The sequence below is a fragment of the Brucella tritici genome, from assembly GCF_008932295.1.
GTDB lineage: Bacteria > Pseudomonadota > Alphaproteobacteria > Rhizobiales > Rhizobiaceae > Brucella > Brucella tritici.
In genome coordinates this window covers 1-19,282 of sequence record NZ_WBWA01000014.1, presented here as the reverse complement: position 1 = coordinate 19,282, position 19,282 = coordinate 1, and the positions used below count along the sequence as shown (strand labels likewise).

Here is a 19,282-nt window from a genome sequence, read left to right as displayed (position 1 = left end):
TTGCATGGAACTATGCGATTCTTGCATATCCGAATTGCATTCCAAGGGGAAAGTTACATGAAAGAGATCGTTGTTGTCGGTGCGGGCAAAATCGGCGCCACCATTGCCGATCTTCTCGCTTCCACGGGCGAGTATGCCGTTACCGTTGTCGACCGCTCTCAGGCGCAGCTCGATGCACTGGAATCGGGTGCGGAAGTCAAGACGCAGGCGCTTGATATCGAAGATGCCAAGGCTCTTGAAGCTGCTCTGACCGGCAAGTTCGCCGTACTCAGCGCCGCTCCATTCCATCTGACGACCCGCATCGCGGAAGCTGCAGCCAAGGCAGGCGTTCACTATCTCGACCTGACCGAAGATGTTGCCAGCACACGCCGCGTCAAGGAACTGGCGAAGGAAGCCAAGACCGCTTTCATTCCGCAATGCGGCCTGGCTCCTGGCTTCATCTCCATCGTTGCCTATGATCTGGCGAAGCGTTTCGACAAGCTCGACAGCGTTCGTATGCGCGTTGGCGCTCTGCCGCAGTACCCTTCGAATGCTCTGAACTACAACCTGACCTGGAGCACCGACGGCGTCATCAACGAATATATCGAGCCATGTGAAGCCATTGTGAATGGCGAGCTGACAGAAGTTCCTGCTCTCGAAGAACGCGAAGAGTTCTCGCTTGACGGCGTTACCTACGAAGCTTTCAATACTTCCGGTGGTCTCGGCACGCTCTGCGAAACGCTGGAAGGCAAAGTTCGCACGCTCAACTACCGCACCATCCGCTACCCGGGTCACGTTGCGCTGATGAAGGCGCTCCTCAACGATCTCGGCCTGCGTCATCGCCGTGAAGTGCTCAAGGACATCTTCGAAAATGCCCTGCCGACGACCCTTCAGGACGTCGTGGTGATTTTCGTGACCGTTTCGGGCACCAAGAATGGTCGTCTGGTTCAGGAAACCTACGCGAACAAGGTTTACGCCGCTCCGGTTGGCAAGATCGTTCGTTCGGGCATCCAGATCACCACAGCTTCGGCAATCTGCGCCGTGCTCGACATGCTGGCGAAGGGCGATCTTCCACAGCAGGGCTTTATCCGTCAGGAAGACATCACTCTTGCGGCGTTCCTCGCGAACCGCTTTGGCAAGGCCTATGCACAGGAAGACCATTGCGCCCGCATGGTCGCTTGATAACTCCTGCCGCATGAATGCGGGGTCTGTTGCGTTTGCGCGCAGCAGGCCCTTTTTGCATTTTGGTATTCGGCAAGTCAGTTCTACCAAAGTTGCAATTGAACGGGATCGGATTTAAGCGCATTCCCCGATCCAAACAGAGAGATGAACGTTCATCCGCCTGATGTGTCTCTATCCGCGCAGTTTGCCCGAAAACTGGTTTATAGTTTCGGGCTGTGTTCTGAAGAAGTAGGAAAATCATGTTGAAATCAGTATTGCTAGCCGGTCTGGCCTCTGTCTTTCTCGTTTTGCCGGTTCAGGCAAAGGAATGGAAAGAAATCCGCATCGCCAGCGAAGGCGCATATCCTCCATTCAACTACATGTCTCCAGACGGCAAGCTTGAAGGTTTTGATCTTGATATCGCGAATGCGCTTTGCGAAGCAATGGAAGCCAAGTGCACGATTGTTGCCAATGATTGGGATGGCATGATTCCGGGACTGCAGGCCAACAAGTTCGACGCAGTCATTGCTTCGATGGCCATTACCGAAGAGCGCGAAAAGCAGGTTGCTTTCACCGAGCGCTATTACACGACCCCGCTTGCGGTTGTCGTGCCAAAGGATACGGATATGACCTCGCTCGATCCGTCGGCATTCGATGGAAAGACGGTTGGTGCACAGGCTGGTACGACGCAGGGCAACTATGCCGATGACGTCTACGGCAAGGCAGGCGCGGATGTGAAGCTTTACCCGACGGCTGATGAAGCCAATGCCGATCTCGAAAGCGGTCGTCTGGACGCAATCGCTGCTGACAAATTCCTCGCTGCGGATTGGCTAAAGAAGCAGGGCGCAAATTGCTGCAAGTTCCTCGGCGACATACCGGGTTCTGAAACGAAGATTGCTGTTGCCCTGCGCAAGGGGGACAACGACCTGCGTGAACAGTTCAACGCCGCGATCAAAAAAATCCGTGACGACGGCACCTACGAAACGATCCGCAAGAAGTATTTCGATTTCGACATCTATTGATGTGACAAATTACGCTCCGGACACCTTCAGAACCTGCTTGCAGTGGAAGGCGTCCGGTGCTTCAGTCATGGCAAGCGCATGAAATCAGGCGCTACCATTCGCGGGGGGGGCCCTGCCAATTACAACGATAACAAAGCAATAAGGGGAATAGTTATGTTGAAAGCCATCCTATTTGCGGGCGTAGCATCTGTAATCGCTGCCTTGCCGGCGCAGGCCAAAGAATGGAAAGAAATCCGCATCGCCACCGAAGGTGCGTATCCACCTTTCAATTTCGTGGCGGCGGACGGTTCGCTTCAGGGACTTGATGTCGAAATAGCCAATGCCCTGTGCAAGGCGATGGATGCCAAGTGCACGATTGTTGCTAACGACTGGGACGGGATGATTCCCGGCCTGAAGTCGAACAAGTTCGATGCGGTCATTGCATCGATGAGCGTCACGGAAGAGCGCAAGAAAGAAGTAGCGTTCACGGATAAGTATTATTCCACACCACTGTCCGTTGCCGTGCCGAAGGATAGCCCGATCACATCGCTGGATGCCGAAGCATTCAAGGGAAAGTCGGTTGGTGCCCAGGGATCGACGACGCAGGGTAACTATGCGGAAGATGTCTACGGCAAGGCTGGCGCCGACGTGAAGCTTTACCCGACTGCCGATGAAGCCAACGCAGACTTGAAAAACGGGCGCCTTGATGCGGTTGTTTCCGACAAATTTCCGATCTCTGACTGGATCAAAGGTGACGGTGCGGATTGTTGCAAGCTTATCGGCGATATTCCCGGCACGCAGACTGATACCGGAATTGCGCTTCGTCAGGGCGATGACGATCTGCGCGAGCAGTTCAATGCGGCAATCAAGAAAATTCGCGACGATGGAACCTATGCCACGATCGTGAAGAAATATTTCGACTTCGACATCTACTGATTGCTTGTAAAAGACACAGCTCTTTGCTGTAAGCAACAACGCGCCGGCTGCAATCGGCGCGTTTATTTGTTTGATTTGTGGATGCCAGAAATGCCGATTCAGCAACAAGATGTCATCGTTCTGGGCGCGGGTATTGTTGGCGTGTCCACGGCACTACATCTGCAGGCACGAGGCCGCTCAGTCTGCCTGATCGACAAAAGTGACCCCGGCAACGGCACCAGTTTCGGCAATGCCGGTCTGATCGAGCGGTCGAGCGTCATTCCCTATTCCTTCCCGCAAGGCTTCTGGACGCTTTTCCGCTACGGCATGAACCGCCGCTCAGACGTTCGCTACAACCCGTTTTACATACCGAAGATGGCTCGCTGGCTGTTTCGATATTGGCGGGAATCGTCACCAGAGCGGTTGAAGATTGCCACGAATGCCATGCTGCCGTTGATTGAAGCGAGTGTTCGCGAACATGATATTTTGGTGACCCAGTCAGGCAGTGAACGGCTGATCCGGTCCCAAGGATGGATTGAAGTGTTCCGGACATCTTCGGCATTCGACGCAGCAGTGCGCCGTTTGCCAGATCTGCAGCGTTTCAAACTGTCTTATGACATTCTGGATGCGTCAGCATTGCGCCAGCGCGAAACGTCGCTTGGCGATGTGGCTGGCGGCATTCATTGGCTCGACCCCAAGACCGTTGTGAACCCCGGTGGGCTGGTTAAAGCCTATGCAGATCTGTTTCGCAGGCATGGTGGCGCCTTCGTTCACGGAGATGCCGCGACCCTTACACAGAATGAGAATGGCTGGCAGGTGACGACGGAGGAGGGCATTGTCCATGCGCGGGACGTTGTCGTAGCACTCGGTCCGCAATCCGGCCTCATTTTCAGGAAATTCGGCTATCCAATACCGCTTGGCATCAAGCGCGGTCATCATCTTCACTTCACCATGAAGGACGGTTCGCGGCTCGGTCATACGGTGGTGGATGAAGAAGCAGGTTATGTCCTTGCCCCAATGGTGCAGGGTGTGCGGCTGTCCACAGGCATAGAGTTCGCTTCGCCTGACGCGCCTGCCAACCGTATACAGCTCAAGAAGGACGAGAAAATCGCGCGCAAGCTTGTACCCCAATTGGGAGACGCAATCGAAACGACGCCATGGCTTGGATTGCGTCCCTGCCTGCCGGATATGCGCCCGGTGATTGGGGCCGCGCCAAAACATAAGGGCCTTTGGTTCAATTTCGGCCACGCTCATCACGGGTTGACGCTTGGGCCTGCGACAGGACGTTTGCTCGCTGAAATGCTCGTCGGAGAAGAGCCATTCGTTGATCCGAAACCCTATTCGGCAGAACGGTTTCTATAGTTTATTCTAAAACTTTCGCGACAGGCTTGTCAGTCATGGTGGAGCAGGGCTATCAATTGGCTCCATTCTCATATCGCGTAGTTGCGAATAATCGATCCGGAAAATTCTCGTGAAAATGAAGCCTTTGGGCCGTACCGGCCTTACTGTCACTGAAATTTGCCTCGGCACCATGACCTGGGGCGTACAGAATACCGAGTCTGACGCTCATGAGCAGCTCGACATTGCTCTCGATGCCGGTATCAACTTCATTGATACAGCTGAGGGATATGCCATTCCGATGAGCGCGGAAAGCTATGGCAAGACAGAGACCTACATCGGCAGTTGGCTCAAGAAATCTGGAAAACGTGACAAGATCGTACTGGCGAGCAAGATCGCCGGTGGCGGCAGACAGAAGTGGATTCGAGACGGCGCCAGGCCGAGCCGAGCCAGCGTTCGTGAGGCGGTAGAGAGTAGCCTGAAACGGCTTCAGACGGACTATATTGACCTCTATCAGGTCCATTGGCCGATGCGTGCGCACTACCATTTCGGCCAGAGCTGGAGCTTCGATCCGTCCAACACGGATGGGGCGGCAGAAACCCAACAGATGCATGACGTTCTGCTCGGACTCGGAGACATGGTTCGCGACGGAAAGATCAGGCATATCGGTCTTTCCAACGAGACAACCTGGGGAACTATGCAGTGGCTTCGTTTGGCGGAGCAGCACGGTTTGCCGCGCATCGCCTCAATCCAGAACGAGTATAGTCTTCTGCAGCGCCAGTTCGATTTTGACATGGCAGAATTGGCGCTCTGCGAAGATGTTGGACTGCTTGCCTATTCGACGCTTGCAGCTGGTGTGCTGACCGGGAAATATCTGGGCGGCAAGCTGCCCGCCGGTTCACGCGCAGCCATTTCCGAAGGTGGCATCTGGCGGAACAATGTTCACTCAGAGCCTGCAATTCGCGCCTATATCGATGTTGCGAAGAAACACGGTCTCGACATTGCCCAGATGGCGATTGCCTTTGCACTGACACGTCCGTTCATGACCTCGGCCATCATCGGCGCTACGACCGTCGATCAGTTGAAGACCGATATTGCGGCGCATCAGGTTAGGCTGTCCGATGATGTTCTGAGCGACATTGAGAAGGTCTATCGACAGTATCCACGTCCGCTTTAAGCCAATTAAAAATGCATGATAGAAGCCCGCCAACTGGTGGGCTTTTTCTATCCGGCAAGATAAACTTCGTGTTTGACGATCCATTGATCGATTGGCGTCTCGCTTGAGGAGCTGACGATCACCATTCGGTCGAAGCGTAGATTGCGACCAGCAAGTGATCTTGTCAGGTGAGCTATCTCCGTTGCACGCGAAGCCTTATCGGCAACGCCATAGGCAAGCGAAACATGGGGGAGAAAAGTCGAGATGTCTTTCTCTCCCGATATGTCCAGTGAATCCTGCTTCAGTGCCATCAGTGCAGGCGTTTTCTGCAGTTTGGCGTAGAAAGAGCGGAAATAAGCCTCTGTTCCGGTCACGTCTTCAATAAGAACATCCAGAGGTTTGCGGCCGACCACAAGGCTGAGCACCAGCGGCAGCAATTCGTCTGCCGAGCGTTTCATATCGGGTACGAGTGTCGCGTGTGGTTCAAATACGGGCGAAGCAAAGCGACCTGCCAGTTCCGCGACAATGGATTCAAGAAATTTGAGGTCATCGCGCGCAGGACGTAACCAGATGGAGTGGAAAGTCATTGATTTGGCATCCCTCGAACGCCGCGTTCGCTTTTAAGTGCCCTGACGCTGTTGCGCAAAATGAGCGGTAGTTCGAGTACAACTGTCTGAGGCGGCGCATTTGGCGCAGCCTGCCTCTCATCGAGCAGGCGTATGATTTCAGCGGAAAGGCGTTCGGCATTCTGGTCGAACGTTGTTAGCCGATAGGCGCCCCAGCGTGCTTCGGTGACATTGTCGAAACCGACGACTGAAATATCGTCCGGAACGGAAAGATTGAAAACGTCACGTGCGCAGTCCATCAGGCCGAATGCCATAAGATCGTTGACGCAAAACACACCTTCGACACGCTCTCGTTCGCCAAGTAGCAGAGATGCTGCGCCGTAGCCGCCGTCGTAATCGGTCAGGTTGCCGCGCTGAACACTGACGCTCAATCCAAGGCTCTTGCCTTTGGCGATGAAAGCTTCCTCACGTTCAACCAGATTGAGGCTGCCGACATTCGACGTTATGAGGCCGAGATTTTTCATGCCTCGTGCCGCGAAGATTTCAACAGCCGTTTCGGCGGCAAGTCGATTGTTGATATGAATATGATCGGCTCCCTCTTCGGTTCGCCCGACGAGGATCAGGGTCTGGCCGTTTCTCTGCGCCAGCTCGACAAATGAAGAGGAAGGCATGCCGGAAAGAACTACCGTCGCTTCGGCGCGATAACGCAGCAGCGTTTCGTGGGCGGCAGAGAGATTTTCTCCATGCTGGCCAGTCGGAATCAACACCGGCACACTGCCGCGTGCTGCAAGCCGACGGGAAAGTGCTGCAATCTGGCGTGAACGAAAAGGACTGTCCGGGTCTGCCGCAATCATTCCGACGATACGGCTGCGGTTAGCAAGGAGGCCGCGCGCAAGATCGTTGACCTGATAGCCAAGCTTCTCAGCGGCTTTCAGCACTTTTTCGCGTGTTGCAGGCGAAACACTGGCACCCGGAGTAAAGGTTCGGGACACCGCAGAGCGAGAGACGCCAGCCTCAAGCGCGACTTCATGCGCGCTGATGAACCGTGGCTGGTTATCCGCGCTGTCCTGTTCTCGCTGCGTTTCTTTATCTGGCATTTTATCGCCCTACTTTTGAAAGGACATCGGCCCTGAGGAAGCGCTCGACCACGAACATGAAGGCAATTGATGGCACCAGCAATATCAATGCGCTGATCGACGCGATTTGATAATTGCCGCCTGAACTCGCTGTATAGAGTAGCAAGGGCAGGGTGGAAATATCAGGAGCTCCCACGAAATAAGTACCGGTGAACTCATCAAGCGATTCAAGAAAGACGAAGATCGCGCTTGCAAGCAAACCGGGTGCGGCTATTGGCAGAGTGATGTCGAAAAATGTCTTGAGGGCTGAAGCGCCCATTGAGCGCGCCGCTTCTTCAAGCTCACGATCAATTGCCGAAAACGCCGCCGTTGCGATCCATACGGCATAGACCAGCCCATGGGTCACGTGGACCAGAACGACGCCTGTGATCGTGCCATTCAGCCCAAACGAGTAGAACATCTGCGCGATGTTCACGTAAACGGGCAGGTTTGGAAAAGCCTGCGGGATCAGCAGCGTCAGCAGGATCAGTCCGCGAAACGGCAGTTTCAATCGTGCGAGAGCATAACCGGCGGGAATGGCGAGGCCGAGTGAAACGATCACTGTAAGGCCTGCGATAAGCACGCTCGTGCCAAGTGACGAGAGCGCGTTGCCGCGAGGCGAAAACACATTCGCCCAGAATGAGAATCCATATTGAAGCGGCAATGTGTGCGGGAAATACCAACGTTCAGCGACCGCCCATAGAAGCAGATTGGCGAGCGGTCCGAAAATCGCGAAGGCGAGCAGGCCGAGCGATATGCCACGTGGTATCCAGCGCCAGTCGATGATGTTGCTCATTGGCCGTGTTCCTTCATGGTCTGGCGGAGGTAAACCCAGGCGACGAGGCTGGTCATGAGAAGGGAGATCGTACCCAGTGCATTTGCGACGCCGTAATCCCCATAAGCATTGATACGAAATGCCATATTCGCTGTGATCATCGTTGGCGACTGGGCGTTGATCATCAAAGGCACGGACAAAACGGACATCATGGTGACAAAGCTCAGTATCAAGCCAACGAGCAATGTCTGGCGGACTTGAGGGAGGACGATCTCGATGAGAATGCGTAGCCGTCCAGCGCCAAGATTGCGAGCGGATTCGATTGTGCTGCGATCAATGGATGCCATGGCACCCGCCAGCAACAACGTGACAAATGGCGTCTGTTTCCAGACGAATGCGATGACGATCCCACGCCAGTCGAGAAAGCTCATGGCCTGTAGGGGCGTTAGAAGCCCTGTTTCGATAAGCAGGCTGTTCATCAATCCGTTCTTGGCAAGGAAGGTGCGAAGTATCTGACCAACGACGATGAAGGGGATGAAAAGCGGCCACCGATAAAGCCAGCGCAGAACAGTGACAGCGCGCGGGTTGGAGCCAAGTGTCAGATAGCCACCGATAGCGATAGCGAATAAAGCAATCAGCAACGACGACAGCGTGACGATAACAAAAGTAAAGATGATGTCACTGGAATACAGTTCGAATGCTTTGGTGAAATTGCCGGTTCCCCATCCACCGGAAACATAGAAAGCCCCGGTGATAGCACCAAAAAGTGGTACGATGAACAGCAACAGGACGATCGCCAGTGCGGGTGCGACAAGAAGAATCCCCGTCAGTCGATACGACATTCGAAACCTCATGACAGTGTGGAGTGCCGGACACGCTCGTGGTGCCTTGATTGCATATCCGGCATCGACATCAGAGCGCTTTGCATGGAACCAGGTTCGTCAAGGCGCCCCGATAGAAAGCAGGATTGTCGGGCTTAGTTACCGACCTGGCGCTCATAAGCTTCCAGGATCGCGGTGTTATAAGGTGCGATCGGGAAGGGCTTACCGTATTTCGCAAGTTCATCCGGCGAAATATCGGTGAAGAGCTTGTTCCATGTTTCACCGTCAAGCTCTGCCTTGACGTGGTCGGCATCGATGCCCGGATACCAGTTGAAGCGCTTTACAATACCTTCGGCCTGTACTTTCGGGCTCGTCGCCAATGCGACGAATTTTTCGGCCAGTTCCTTGTGCGCGCTCTTTTCCGGGATCACATAATGCATCGGCTGACCGGGCATGCCGGGAGCAGGCAGGACAAGCTTCATTTCTGGCGGAAGCTGACCATTCGCTTTCCACGAATAGAACATGTCTACCCAGACTGGTCCCATCGCGATTTCGCCGCGGCTCAACATGTCGAGTGTGCCAGCATTGCCGGGGGTGAGGGTGGCATTCTTCGTGAAGTCCTTGAGCGAGGCGAATGCCTTGTCCCAGTTCTTTGCTTCGCCCTCTTCGAATGGCCCCTTCATCAGCTTGTCTGCGTCGCCGCCATAAGCATAGATCCAGCCCATGACAAAGCTCACGCCCGACGCGCCGCCCTTAATGCCGTTATAACCGAACTGCTTCGGGTTGTCCTTGGCCCATGCGACGAGCTCGTCATAGCTCTTCGGAGGATTGGCAACGAGAGCAGGGTTATAAGCGAGTGCGGTCTGGCTGTTGAACATCGGCATGACGTAACCGTCGACGTCGGTGCCGAGCGCCATTTTCGCGTTCTCACGTGTCACCAACTTGCCACTGTCGATTTTGCCGCGATAATTTTCTAGAAACTTTGCCGTTACCATCGGTCCGACGAATTTCTCGTGGACGACTGCAACGTCGGTGTCCCATTTTTCCACGCCGGCCTTGGATTGGGCTTCAAAACGTTCGAGAACCTTTTGCGAGCCTGCGTCGCCGGGACCTGTCCCAACAACACGAACGGTCGTTCCGGGGTTCTCTTTCTCGAATAACGGTCCAAGATATTGATTGATATAATCGACCATGTTCTGGTCGCCTGCGGTGATGACGGTAAGCTCATCAGCAGCGGCGGGTGCAACGGTAAGGCCGATTGCCATTGCCGCGTTCAGGATAGTTCTCATGAAAAGGACTCCTGTCTGAACCGGGATTCCCGGTCTTGTGATTGAAAGAAGATGCAGCGCATCAGTGGTGTTTATCGGGAACAGTGGCATCCGCGGACAAAATTGCCCGTGAAAACGAATTTGAACGGGGGGCTCCCCGTATTGGCGCCGGCAGAAATCAAGTTTGCTATGCACAGCTGTGCACCGAAATTTGACGAATGCCGTATTCCGCTCTCTGGCCTTCTTTAACTAAACGACGCATTATTAAACGCTGACGAAAACGCCACAGGTGCTTGGCTATTTGTCGAATAGAAACAGAGCATGCTCGGGTATGCGGATTTCTACATTGGCTCCGGGTTGGTGGCTTTCCTGAGCGTCAACCATGATGTGCCGATCTCCAACGCGGATCATATGCCTCCAAAGGCCACCGGGATAGCTGGTCTGCTCGACCGTGCCGTTGAGCGCTAGTTCGGACGTCGGGGAGTTTTGATCAGTCCCTGGCGCAGAGAGGCGGGCAGCTTCGCTGCGGAAACGTGCTGATGCCATGCCATCGGACAGATTTTTGCGCCCTGCCGAAATGATACTGACTTTGTTGTTCGCCCCTGCTGCAATCTCGATATGGTCAGCCTTGATCTGGATTGGTACCTCGATCAGATTCTCAGCGCCCATGAATGCTGCGACGAAATCTGTGGCCGGGTGGTTGTAGACTTCTTCTGGAGCGCCCGCCTGGGCGATTTCACCATTATTGAGGATGACGATGCGGTCGGCCATGACCATAGCTTCTTCCCGATCATGCGTCACATGAACTGCTGTGATACCGAGGCGACGCTGCAAGGCGCTGATCTCATGGCGCACCGATAGTCTGATGCGCGCGTCAAGATTGGAGAGCGGCTCATCGAGAAGCAGGATGTCGGGCTGAATGGCGAGGGCACGCCCGAGGGCGACACGCTGGCGCTGTCCACCGGAAAGGGCAGCGGGTTTGCGCTCTAGTAAAGAGTCCAGCCCCAGCAGGCGAGCGACTTCTTCGACCTTCTGTTTGATGGTCTCCTTCGCTGCGCCGCGAATGCGCAGGCCATAGCCCATATTCTGTGCGACAGTCATATGCGGCCAGAGCGCGTAAGACTGGAAGACAAGTGCCATGCCGCGTTTGTCCGGGGGCAGTCGGGTGACATCTCTGCCGTCTACCCGGATTGCGCCGCCTGATGGCATGTTGAAGCCCGCTATCGCGCGCAGCAATGTTGTTTTACCGCAACCGGAAGAGCCGAGAAGCGCGACGAACTCACCCTTCTTGACGGATAGGTTCACGCCTTTGAGAACTTCATTATTGCCATAGCGAACGCGCGCGTCCGCCACCTCCAAAAACGCTGGCATAGGCGTCTCCTCCCCAGGATCGCCGGCTGATTTTATTTTTTCTGCACAGCCGTGCAAATTGGATTGAAGCATCTTTAAACAACCTCGACAAGCCGCAAAATTGAAATTGCGCGGGAAAAACTGTCTTGAGTTCCATTGTGGAACGTCATTTGAAGGCTGTTTAACGAGATTTCATAACAGATGTATGACGTAAAGACGAAGACGTGGACAGCTTTGCAAAGCTGTCCACGTCGCACGCAAGCAGGTCTGACGGAGAGTGTACAGGAACCGGCTTGTTATCAGTCGTCAGTCAAACTTCTTCTGCGCGCTCTTCGAATTTGGCATTTTGCCGGGAAGAGTAAATGAACGCGGCGAAGAACATAACAGTCATCAGCAGAACGATTGTTGGAGCGGGTGCGCTGTCGATGAAAAAAGACAGGTAGACACCAAAGAAAGATGCGCTGACTGCAATTGTCACGGCGAACAGCATCATGGTGCTGAATTTGCGCGTGAGCAGAAACGCAATTGCACCCGGCGCAATCAACATGGCGATGGCTAAGATGATACCTACTGCTTTCAGAACGCCGACAATCGTCAGCGAAATCAGGCAAAGCAAACCGTAATGCAGAAGGCGGACCGGTAAACCGACCGCTCTGGCTTGTGCCGGATCGAAAGCGTGCAGCAGGAAGTCGCGCCATTTGACGACAAGAATGCCGGCGGTCAGTGTGGCGATAATGGCCGTTTCGATCAGGTCGCCGGATGTTATTCCGAGCATGTCACCGAACAGGATATGATCGAGATGCACTGTTGAGCGGATCGCAACATAAAGAACCAGACCGAGGCCGAACATGCCGGAGAATACGATGCCCATCACCGTATCCTGCTTGATACGGCTGTTTTCGGTGAGGTAACCTGTTGCAAGGGCGCAAGCCATGCCCGCTACAAATGCACCGATACCGAACGGTATTCCAATGATGTAGGCGACCACTACCCCCGGGAGAACGGCATGGCTGATCGCGTCGCCCATCAATGACCAGCCCTTGAGGACAAGAAAGCATGACAACAATGCTGTCGGGATCGCGATTAGTACCGAAATGGCTAATGCATAGCGCATGAACTCGAACTGAAACGGGGAGGCCAGCATATTTAGAATGGTCATTGCTGGAACTCCCTGAGAGCGATTGCTGCCTTGCGGCGTGCGGCCAGTAGTCCGTGCTTTGGAGCAAGCAAAAATACACTGAGGAAAACCAGCGTCTGGAGAACCACGATGATGCCTCCCGTCGCGCCGTCCAGAAAATAGCTCACATAGGCACCTGTGAAGCTTGTGATGGCGCCGATTGCGACAGCAATCCAGAGCAATCGCGAAAATCGGTCCGTCAGCAGATACGCGGTTGCACCGGGCGTCACTACCATGCAGATGACGAGAAAGGCGCCTACCGTCTGCATGGCAGCGACAGTCGATGCCGACAGCAATGTGAAGAACATGATCTTCAACAGATTGGGCTTGAGACCAATCGAACGTGCATGGTTTTCATCGAAGAACACCACCATCAAGTCTTTCCACTTCAAAAGAAGAAGCGACAGGGAAACGAAGCCGATGACCGCCAATTGCAGCGTGTCTTCTGGCGTGATGGCGAGGATATTACCGAGAACGATGGTTTGAATGCTGACAGCCGTTGGCCTCAGCGAGACCATGAAGAGGCCAAGCCCGAAGAACGACGAAAAGATCAGGCCGATGATCGCATCTTCCTTCAGCCTTGTCCGCTGGTTGAGAAAAAGCATTGCTGCAGCAGCGAGGCCACCTGAAAAGAAAGCTCCAATGGAGAAGGGCAGTCCGAGCATATAGGCGCCTGCCACGCCGGGAACGATGGAATGGGATAGAGCGTCGCCAATCAGCGACCAACCTTTCAGCATGAGATAAGCCGAAAGAAAGGCACATACCCCGCCCACCAGCGCCGAAACCCACATCGCATTCAGCATGTAGCTATAACTGAACGGCTCAAGTAATACGGTCATTGTTCTTGGCTCCGTTTGCGGGTCGCGGAGTCTTCGTTCTCATAAACAACAAACGGGCGCTCATCGTCAGTTATGACGCTGACGGCGCCTCGTCCTGCACCGCTAGTCTCGCCGAGTACAAGATGGCGCAGCACTCCGCCGAAAGTCTTTTCGAGGTTTTCTTGCGTGAAAACCTCCGCAGTCGGCCCGTAACCGAGAACTGTTCGTTTCAGTAATACGGTTCGGTCGCAGAATTCGGGAACACTACCAAGATTGTGGGTCGAGACCAGCATGACGCGCCCCTCATCTCGCAAACTGCGAAGAAGTGTGACGATTGCTTCTTCGGTCTTCACATCTACGCCAGTGAAGGGTTCATCCAGAAGAATGACGCGCCCGTCTTGTGCGAGCGCTCGCGCAAGAAATACCCGTTTCTTTTGCCCGCCTGAAAGCTCACCGATCTGTCGATGACGAAATTCGAGCATATTCACGCGATCAAGCGCTTTTTCTACGGCTTCGTTGTCGGCGCGGCGCGGGATGCGCATCATGCCCATATGGCCGTAGCGGCCCATCTTGACGACATCTTCAACGAGAACCGGAAAGTTCCAGTCAACGTCCTCACTTTGTGGGACATAAGCCACAAAGTTCTTCTTGAGCGCAGTTTCAACCGGCATTCCGAGAATGGATATCTCCCCCTTGGCGAGTCTCACAAATCCCATGATCGCCTTGAAGAGGGTCGACTTGCCGGACCCGTTGATGCCGACGAGCGCTGTAATCGTTCCGGTTGGGATTGCGAAACTTGCATTGTGCAGAGCCGTATGACCGTTGCGGTATGTAACGGTCGCCTCCCTCACATGGATACCATCGGTCGCGCCGTTATTCAGCGCTGCGGAGGTATTGGCGTGAAGGTCCACGGGAGCATTCATTGTTTGAGTCCTTCCGCAATCGTACCCGAAGTGATCTTCAAGAGGTCGATATAGGTTGGCACGGGGCCATCGGGTTCTGAAAGGGAATCGACATAAAGAACGCCAGCGTATTTTGCGCCGGTTTCGCGGGCCACCTGCTCGGCTGGAGCAGGGGAGACGGTGCTCTCCGAGAAAACCGCCGTAATGTTGTTCTCACGTACTGCATCAATCACCTTTCGCACCTGCTGAGGAGTGCCCTGCTGGTCGGCATTGATTGGCCAGAGATAAAGCTCCTTCAGGCCGAAATCCCGTGCGAGATAGGAGAAGGCGCCTTCGCTGGAAACAAGCCAGCGCTTATCTTCCGGAATAGCCATCAGTTGCACTCGGATGGGATCGATTGTGGCCTTAATTTTCGTTTTATAGGCTTCGGCATTGGCCTTGTAGGTATCAGCGTTTGCGGGGTCGTTCTTAACGAAAGCATCCCGTATATTATCAACATAGATCAGGGCCGCATTTGGCGACATCCATGCGTGCGGGTTTGGTTTGCCTCTATAGGGCCCTTCGCTGATGTCGATTGGTTCAACGCCGTCCGAGACAACTGCATTCGGAACGTCTTTGAGACGCGAGAAGAATTTTTCGAACCATAGTTCCAGCCCAAGACCGTTCCAGAGAACGAGCTTCGCATCCTGTGCTTTGATCAGATCGCCGGGAGTTGGCTGATAATTATGAATCTCGGCGCCTGGCTTTGTGATCGACTCGACTGTCGCGGCATCACCCGCAACGTTCTGGGCAATATCGGCGATAACAGTGAATGTCGTCACGGCCTTGAATTTTTCCGCAAGTGCAGCGCTTGCGCTTGTCCAGAGAAGAGCCCCGCTCAGAAAACTGAGCACCGTTGTTCGTAAAACGCGACGCAGCATATCCAAATCCTTGTTGCCAATCAGTTGCAATTGCATAACTGGTCACCAATCCACAATCAAGTGCTATTGCAAACCATTTGCATTAAATGAAAGAGGTTGGCTAACGAGATTCTGATTGCAAATTGGAAATACACGCTTAAATTGTATTCGAGTGAAAATTTAAAGTTTTGAAGTTGGGCTTTCGATTGAGGCGCAATGGAGAAGAAGTGCACAGTCCATCAGCGAACTGTATGTCCTTATTCTCAATTTTCATATTAAACGAATAAATGTGAGGGTGAGTTTAGTGGTTGATTTACACCCAATTATTGCGAAAGATGGGGCCGATGGAAGGATTTTTCGGGAAGTGCAAGCGATATCAAGCAATAGCACTTTGACCTGTACCACAACCCAAGTTGGGCCAGCTATTTATTGCGGAGCCGATACGACCATCATTGTCTTGCGCGAGCAGATTCGCAATCTGAAGTGGTATTCCTCCGCACTGGTGGCTGAGCAGTCCAACTGTTCGGCTGGAACTGTTTTCATCATTCCTGCTTCTGTCGATTTATCAATCGACTGGCCGGATTCGATTGAAATCATAATCATGCAGCCTGAAGAGCAGCTTGTGCGGGAAACGTTCTGTCTTGAGCCCCGATTCTATGAAATCAATGACACCAGGAACGTTGAAAAAATTTCGTGCAAAGAATCTATCTCATTATCTCATTTGATATGGGATGAGGTCTGTCGGCGCGGCGGGCAGGATAAGCCCTACCTAACTGCTCTCAGTTTGGTTCTTATGCGCACACTAGCGCACATTGCTTTGAATGATCGCGTTTCAGGCAATAATAAAGCCGGACTCAGTAAATCAGCGTGCCAGCAGATTGAAGCTTATCTCAGTCAAAATTTTCATAAAGCTCTTTCTGTGCCGAATATGGCCGCACTGGTGGGAATCTCAGCGGGGCACTTTTCGACATGTTTTCGAAATAGTTTTGGTCAGACGCCCCATCAATATCTGTTGGGGCTGAGGCTTGATGAGGCCGAACGACGTCTCAGAAAGACGGTCGAGCCAATAAGCGAGATTGCGCGTCTTTTGAATTTTTCCAGCCAGAGCCATCTAACGACGGCGTTGCGAAAACATCGACATCTGACACCAGGTGAACTGCGTAAGTAGAGTTTTCGCCTTTTTGCAGTAACAATTTCCTAGTGCTCGTTCCGTTGAACAGTCACTTTTTTTGAAGTTGACTTGAGTGTGGGATATCGAGCTGCAAATTGATCAGCTCGATATGTCGGACGGCTTCCGTCTCACCCATTTGCGCCAGATGTGGACTTCGCTTCTGCGGCGCCAGCGACGGACGCGATGAGAGTCATGAGAAAGGACGATTAATCCGAGTGGAAGCATCCAGAAACCGAGAATCGGAAGAAAACCCAGCGAGCCGCCGACAACGAGTGTGCCGCCAAGCATGCGCCGCATCATGACTGATTGCGGCATCGGGATTCGCCGACCAAGAATCACGATGGCTTTTTTTCGGGGCATTTCTGCGGATTCGTCATTCACAGGGGCATCTCTCGGACTGATATGTTACAATTCACAGGAGTAAAACGTCCCAGAGAATATAGGGTTTCGAGGGGATAATGCAAAAAGATGAAAAAAAATGGATTTAGCCCTTTGCAAACGCGAAATCCTTTTGCTATACGCCACCTCGCTGACACGACGAGCACCTGTTCCCCGGTAGCTCAGCGGTAGAGCAACCGGCTGTTAACCGGTTGGTCGCTGGTTCGAATCCGGCCCGGGGAGCCAATTCTTTCTTAATGAAAACAGTAGCTTAGGAATATCTAGGTAATCCCAAGATTTTGATTTTATCGGCTCCGGGCAACGTCTGGGGCAACAGGCGCGTGTTTTCGGGATAACTGCTAGTTCGCTGTTTTCCGTATGGAATCTAGCTTCTGCAAAGCCTCATCAAGTTTGGTCATGCCAACGGTAATGACTGCTGAGGCTGATTCTGTTTCAGGTGAAGCAATCAAGGCGTCGACGATAAACGAAGCTCCGCTAAACAGATGCTTCACCGTGGTTAGTTCATCGTAACAGTCCAGCAATGTGACCACCGATGACGCTTGACGTTTGCAATTCGTGCTCATTGTTTCGACTCCTTCCACTTGCCTTCAACCAATTCCTCCAGCTTCTTGAGATGACCTTTTGCGGTCAGGGCAACGGCTTGCAACGCGTTACATTGGTCAGAGTCGCTCACTTGTGGTGCTATCATGAGAATCGCGTCGAGCAAGAAAATGGCGTCATCGTTCGCATTTAAGATATCTTGAAACGATATCGACCCTGTTTGAGACCTGTTGTTCATTGCGGTTCCTGTCGTTTAGAAACTGTTAACTGTGTTTCATACACATAATCGACAGGCGGCGCTTGTCAATATAAATCTGTGTCTGGTACATAGAATTATATTAATGAGGGACGATATGCTGACGACAGGCAACCAATTGAAGGCCGCACGCGCGCTCATCGGTGTCGAACAGAAAGAGATCGCAGAGGCATCCGGCGTTCACGTAAATACTATTCGAAGCATGGAGGCATCGGGGCTTGCCCCCATCGCGGGGCGATCTCAGAACGTCCAAGCGGTACAGCGGGCATTAGAAGCCAAGGGAATTGAGTTTCTAAACCATGGCAAGCCGGGCGTACGCATCAAGGGAGTTATAGATTGAACCACAACGATGAAAATGCTGCGCACTTCGATGCCGCGGCTTTCTGGCTGGACATGATCGTACAGTTCATCCGAGACTTACCAGCACGAGAAGGGGAGGTATCTGAAGCGGCCCAATTAATGATCGATATTACCCGCGTAATGGCTGATCTGAAGAACGGAACTGGGGGGGAGGCTCAGGCGTTTGTAGACAATCCTGCCTCATTTGACGCAGCAATGCTCAAAAACATTCCGGCATTGGAAACGGTGGCCCAAAAATTGCTGGCGCGACTATCCGGCGGGAGCAATCTAATCACGCTTTAATCTCGACTTTGTCTTTGACGCCCATTTTTCTTCTCCGTCCAAAGCTGGGGGCGGGGAGAGTGGATCAAGAAGGCCGTATCGTCTGTCAAAGAATGCTCTTACTGCGGGCCAGTAGCGTCGGTTCTCGAACAACGGCTCTGGCAATGGAAGCCCTTCTTTTTCCAGTGCTCTTAACGCTGGCTGGCAGTGCTTATGCGGGAGGCCAAGCATTTTGGCGATCTCGCCATCAGTCATGAAAAGCTTTTCGACCATTCTGATTAATTCCCCACAAACAGGTCGAAAGTTTACAGAATTTGACGGATGTTTACAGTTTTTAACACCGACATTTGAAAATATTTCGGTTATTTCGCAAAAAAGAAAACGCCCTCGGAAGGGCGTTTATTACTTCAGGTCGCTTGCTCGCGCCTTGTTTCTTCCCATGCCAGAATTTCTGATTTGAGGAAATATCGGCGCCGTTTAATTTCAACAGGGCGTGGGAACGCCAAATCGGTATCAGCCAACCAACGTTTTAACGCCATCGCGCTGACGCCATATCGATCTTCGCTTAGCCATTTTGAACCAAATCGTTCTTCGTACGTTGATTAGCTATCTGTTAACCATGATTGGAGAGTGGCAATGCCTTGGTATTTTCGTCTCGAATCCGGCTTCGCGGCTGTTTTTGTAGTTGCAGTCTGTGCCCACATGATTGTTCAGCTGATCCAATAGAGGCGTGACACGTCTTCGGAATGGTCTGCCGTGGACGACAGGCCACAACAGATCGGTTGGCTTGTGGGTGACTTTCACTACGGTAGCTAACGTACTGTCTCATGGAGGTGCAGTCTAATATTGTACCTCCATGAAGTTGATGAAACAAACATCTCGAGTGAGAAAGTTATTCATATGGGGATTTGGTTATTACGCGGGCTCTAGGGTCCAGACTCAATTGATCCACCATGTGACGATGGCGGCGATGTAGCAGGTTGCTGCGAAGTTAATCATGAGCTTGTCATATCGTGTCGCGACACGCCTCCAGTCCTTGAGGCGGCAGAAGGTG

The 19,282-nt window shown here is 53.0% G+C and carries 21 protein-coding genes, 1 tRNA gene and 1 pseudogene; 9 read left to right on the top strand and 14 right to left on the bottom strand.

The annotated features are described in order from the left end of the window. The first annotated feature begins 57 nt into the window (after positions 1-57). The 5 genes from F9K91_RS14950 (at position 58) to F9K91_RS14930 (ending at position 5,571) form a co-directional block, all read left to right on the top strand. The gene (locus F9K91_RS14950; protein ID WP_061347141.1) at positions 58-1,161 is read left to right on the top strand and encodes a saccharopine dehydrogenase family protein; all 1,104 of its coding nucleotides are present in this window, start codon (positions 58-60) and stop codon (positions 1,159-1,161) included. A 239-nt stretch (positions 1,162-1,400) separates the two neighbouring features. Beyond that, positions 1,401-2,162, top strand: a complete 762-nt coding sequence (locus F9K91_RS14945; RefSeq protein ID WP_151678093.1) for an ABC transporter substrate-binding protein — start codon at positions 1,401-1,403, stop codon at positions 2,160-2,162. Between the two features lie 153 nt (positions 2,163-2,315). Continuing rightward, entirely contained in the window at positions 2,316-3,077 is a 762-nt protein-coding gene (locus F9K91_RS14940) for an ABC transporter substrate-binding protein (RefSeq protein WP_151678092.1), read from the top strand. A 90-nt stretch (positions 3,078-3,167) separates the two neighbouring features. Then, positions 3,168-4,418 (top strand): NAD(P)/FAD-dependent oxidoreductase, encoded by a 1,251-nt coding sequence (locus F9K91_RS14935; protein WP_151651175.1) that lies wholly within the window; start codon positions 3,168-3,170, stop codon positions 4,416-4,418. A gap of 115 nt (positions 4,419-4,533) precedes the next feature. Continuing rightward, a complete protein-coding gene (locus F9K91_RS14930; RefSeq protein ID WP_151651194.1) occupies positions 4,534-5,571 on the top strand; it encodes an aldo/keto reductase in 1,038 nt (345 codons plus the stop codon). Positions 5,572-5,618: 47 nt separating this feature from the next. Here F9K91_RS14930 and F9K91_RS14925 read toward each other — a convergent pair whose 3' ends face one another. From F9K91_RS14925 to F9K91_RS14880, 10 genes are all read right to left on the bottom strand, one after another. Continuing rightward, positions 5,619-6,137 (bottom strand): haloacid dehalogenase, encoded by a 519-nt coding sequence (locus tag F9K91_RS14925; RefSeq protein ID WP_151651176.1) that lies wholly within the window; start codon positions 6,135-6,137, stop codon positions 5,619-5,621. Further along, a complete protein-coding gene (locus tag F9K91_RS14920; protein WP_151554616.1) occupies positions 6,134-7,213 on the bottom strand; it encodes a LacI family DNA-binding transcriptional regulator in 1,080 nt (359 codons plus the stop codon). Before F9K91_RS14920 ends, F9K91_RS14925 begins: the two co-directional genes overlap by 4 nt. A gap of 1 nt (position 7,214) precedes the next feature. Beyond that, positions 7,215-8,027 carry an ABC transporter permease gene (locus F9K91_RS14915; protein WP_071632237.1) on the bottom strand — a complete coding sequence of 271 codons (813 nt, stop codon included), beginning with the start codon at positions 8,025-8,027 and terminating at the stop codon, positions 7,215-7,217. Further along, positions 8,024-8,848: an ABC transporter permease gene (locus F9K91_RS14910; protein WP_151678091.1), complete on the bottom strand. Its 825-nt coding sequence runs from the start codon at positions 8,846-8,848 to the stop codon at positions 8,024-8,026. Before F9K91_RS14910 ends, F9K91_RS14915 begins: the two co-directional genes overlap by 4 nt. A 134-nt stretch (positions 8,849-8,982) precedes the next feature. Beyond that, positions 8,983-10,116 carry an ABC transporter substrate-binding protein gene (locus tag F9K91_RS14905; RefSeq protein ID WP_192800754.1) on the bottom strand — a complete coding sequence of 378 codons (1,134 nt, stop codon included), beginning with the start codon at positions 10,114-10,116 and terminating at the stop codon, positions 8,983-8,985. Between the two features lie 276 nt (positions 10,117-10,392). Further along, positions 10,393-11,466 carry an ABC transporter ATP-binding protein gene (locus tag F9K91_RS14900; protein ID WP_151678090.1) on the bottom strand — a complete coding sequence of 358 codons (1,074 nt, stop codon included), beginning with the start codon at positions 11,464-11,466 and terminating at the stop codon, positions 10,393-10,395. A 289-nt stretch (positions 11,467-11,755) separates the two neighbouring features. After that, entirely contained in the window at positions 11,756-12,604 is an 849-nt protein-coding gene (locus tag F9K91_RS14895; RefSeq protein ID WP_151554620.1) for a metal ABC transporter permease, read from the bottom strand. Next, positions 12,601-13,461 carry a metal ABC transporter permease gene (locus tag F9K91_RS14890; protein WP_151554621.1) on the bottom strand — a complete coding sequence of 287 codons (861 nt, stop codon included), beginning with the start codon at positions 13,459-13,461 and terminating at the stop codon, positions 12,601-12,603. Before F9K91_RS14890 ends, F9K91_RS14895 begins: the two co-directional genes overlap by 4 nt. Further along, positions 13,458-14,363, bottom strand: coding sequence for a manganese/iron ABC transporter ATP-binding protein (locus F9K91_RS14885; protein WP_235913051.1), 906 nt, complete (start codon positions 14,361-14,363; stop codon positions 13,458-13,460). The genes F9K91_RS14890 and F9K91_RS14885 overlap by 4 nt, the downstream gene beginning before the upstream one ends. Further along, positions 14,360-15,262 (bottom strand): metal ABC transporter substrate-binding protein, encoded by a 903-nt coding sequence (locus F9K91_RS14880; protein ID WP_151554622.1) that lies wholly within the window; start codon positions 15,260-15,262, stop codon positions 14,360-14,362. Before F9K91_RS14880 ends, F9K91_RS14885 begins: the two co-directional genes overlap by 4 nt. A 283-nt stretch (positions 15,263-15,545) precedes the next feature. On the opposite strand from F9K91_RS14880, the gene F9K91_RS14875 reads away from it, so the two are divergent. Beyond that, positions 15,546-16,409 carry an AraC family transcriptional regulator gene (locus F9K91_RS14875; RefSeq protein ID WP_235913046.1) on the top strand — a complete coding sequence of 288 codons (864 nt, stop codon included), beginning with the start codon at positions 15,546-15,548 and terminating at the stop codon, positions 16,407-16,409. Between the two features lie 102 nt (positions 16,410-16,511). On the opposite strand, the gene F9K91_RS14870 is transcribed toward F9K91_RS14875, so the two are convergent. After that, positions 16,512-16,772, bottom strand: a complete 261-nt coding sequence (locus F9K91_RS14870) for a hypothetical protein (protein ID WP_412842168.1) — start codon at positions 16,770-16,772, stop codon at positions 16,512-16,514. Between the two features lie 189 nt (positions 16,773-16,961). Here F9K91_RS14870 and F9K91_RS14865 point away from each other — a divergent pair. Further along, positions 16,962-17,036, top strand: a tRNA-Asn gene (locus F9K91_RS14865). Positions 17,037-17,149: 113 nt separating this feature from the next. Here F9K91_RS14865 and F9K91_RS14860 read toward each other — a convergent pair. After that, positions 17,150-17,374 carry a hypothetical protein gene (locus F9K91_RS14860; RefSeq protein ID WP_151678089.1) on the bottom strand — a complete coding sequence of 75 codons (225 nt, stop codon included), beginning with the start codon at positions 17,372-17,374 and terminating at the stop codon, positions 17,150-17,152. Then, positions 17,371-17,589, bottom strand: a complete 219-nt coding sequence (locus tag F9K91_RS14855; RefSeq protein WP_151678088.1) for a hypothetical protein — start codon at positions 17,587-17,589, stop codon at positions 17,371-17,373. Before F9K91_RS14855 ends, F9K91_RS14860 begins: the two co-directional genes overlap by 4 nt. Before the next feature lie 115 nt (positions 17,590-17,704). Between F9K91_RS14855 and F9K91_RS14850 the strand changes: the two genes are divergently transcribed. Continuing rightward, the gene (locus F9K91_RS14850; protein WP_151678087.1) at positions 17,705-17,947 is read left to right on the top strand and encodes a helix-turn-helix domain-containing protein; all 243 of its coding nucleotides are present in this window, start codon (positions 17,705-17,707) and stop codon (positions 17,945-17,947) included. After that, on the top strand, positions 17,944-18,249 hold the full coding sequence (locus F9K91_RS14845) for a hypothetical protein (protein ID WP_151678086.1): 306 nt from the start codon (positions 17,944-17,946) through the stop codon (positions 18,247-18,249). Before F9K91_RS14850 ends, F9K91_RS14845 begins: the two co-directional genes overlap by 4 nt. Positions 18,250-19,167: 918 nt before the next feature. Here the strand turns inward: F9K91_RS14845 and F9K91_RS14835 are convergent. Further along, positions 19,168-19,282 (bottom strand): annotated as a pseudogene (locus F9K91_RS14835) (IS5/IS1182 family transposase); the annotation flags it as partial.

Coding starts and splice junctions, on each gene's coding strand:
- F9K91_RS14850 (WP_151678087.1), top strand. CDS start 17,705: ATGCTGACGACAGGCAACCAATTGAAGGCCGCACGCGCGCTCATCGGT.
- F9K91_RS14880 (WP_151554622.1), bottom strand. CDS start 15,262: ATGCTGCGTCGCGTTTTACGAACAACGGTGCTCAGTTTTCTGAGCGGG.
- F9K91_RS14925 (WP_151651176.1), bottom strand. CDS start 6,137: ATGACTTTCCACTCCATCTGGTTACGTCCTGCGCGCGATGACCTCAAA.
- F9K91_RS14940 (WP_151678092.1), top strand. CDS start 2,316: ATGTTGAAAGCCATCCTATTTGCGGGCGTAGCATCTGTAATCGCTGCC.
- F9K91_RS14915 (WP_071632237.1), bottom strand. CDS start 8,027: ATGAGCAACATCATCGACTGGCGCTGGATACCACGTGGCATATCGCTC.
- F9K91_RS14860 (WP_151678089.1), bottom strand. CDS start 17,374: ATGAGCACGAATTGCAAACGTCAAGCGTCATCGGTGGTCACATTGCTG.
- F9K91_RS14900 (WP_151678090.1), bottom strand. CDS start 11,466: ATGCCAGCGTTTTTGGAGGTGGCGGACGCGCGCGTTCGCTATGGCAAT.
- F9K91_RS14920 (WP_151554616.1), bottom strand. CDS start 7,213: ATGCCAGATAAAGAAACGCAGCGAGAACAGGACAGCGCGGATAACCAG.
- F9K91_RS14855 (WP_151678088.1), bottom strand. CDS start 17,589: ATGAACAACAGGTCTCAAACAGGGTCGATATCGTTTCAAGATATCTTA.
- F9K91_RS14950 (WP_061347141.1), top strand. CDS start 58: ATGAAAGAGATCGTTGTTGTCGGTGCGGGCAAAATCGGCGCCACCATT.
- F9K91_RS14885 (WP_235913051.1), bottom strand. CDS start 14,363: ATGAATGCTCCCGTGGACCTTCACGCCAATACCTCCGCAGCGCTGAAT.
- F9K91_RS14890 (WP_151554621.1), bottom strand. CDS start 13,461: ATGACCGTATTACTTGAGCCGTTCAGTTATAGCTACATGCTGAATGCG.
- F9K91_RS14935 (WP_151651175.1), top strand. CDS start 3,168: ATGCCGATTCAGCAACAAGATGTCATCGTTCTGGGCGCGGGTATTGTT.
- F9K91_RS14910 (WP_151678091.1), bottom strand. CDS start 8,848: ATGTCGTATCGACTGACGGGGATTCTTCTTGTCGCACCCGCACTGGCG.
- F9K91_RS14930 (WP_151651194.1), top strand. CDS start 4,534: ATGAAGCCTTTGGGCCGTACCGGCCTTACTGTCACTGAAATTTGCCTC.
- F9K91_RS14905 (WP_192800754.1), bottom strand. CDS start 10,116: ATGAGAACTATCCTGAACGCGGCAATGGCAATCGGCCTTACCGTTGCA.
- F9K91_RS14870 (WP_412842168.1), bottom strand. CDS start 16,772: ATGCCCCGAAAAAAAGCCATCGTGATTCTTGGTCGGCGAATCCCGATG.
- F9K91_RS14895 (WP_151554620.1), bottom strand. CDS start 12,604: ATGACCATTCTAAATATGCTGGCCTCCCCGTTTCAGTTCGAGTTCATG.
- F9K91_RS14945 (WP_151678093.1), top strand. CDS start 1,401: ATGTTGAAATCAGTATTGCTAGCCGGTCTGGCCTCTGTCTTTCTCGTT.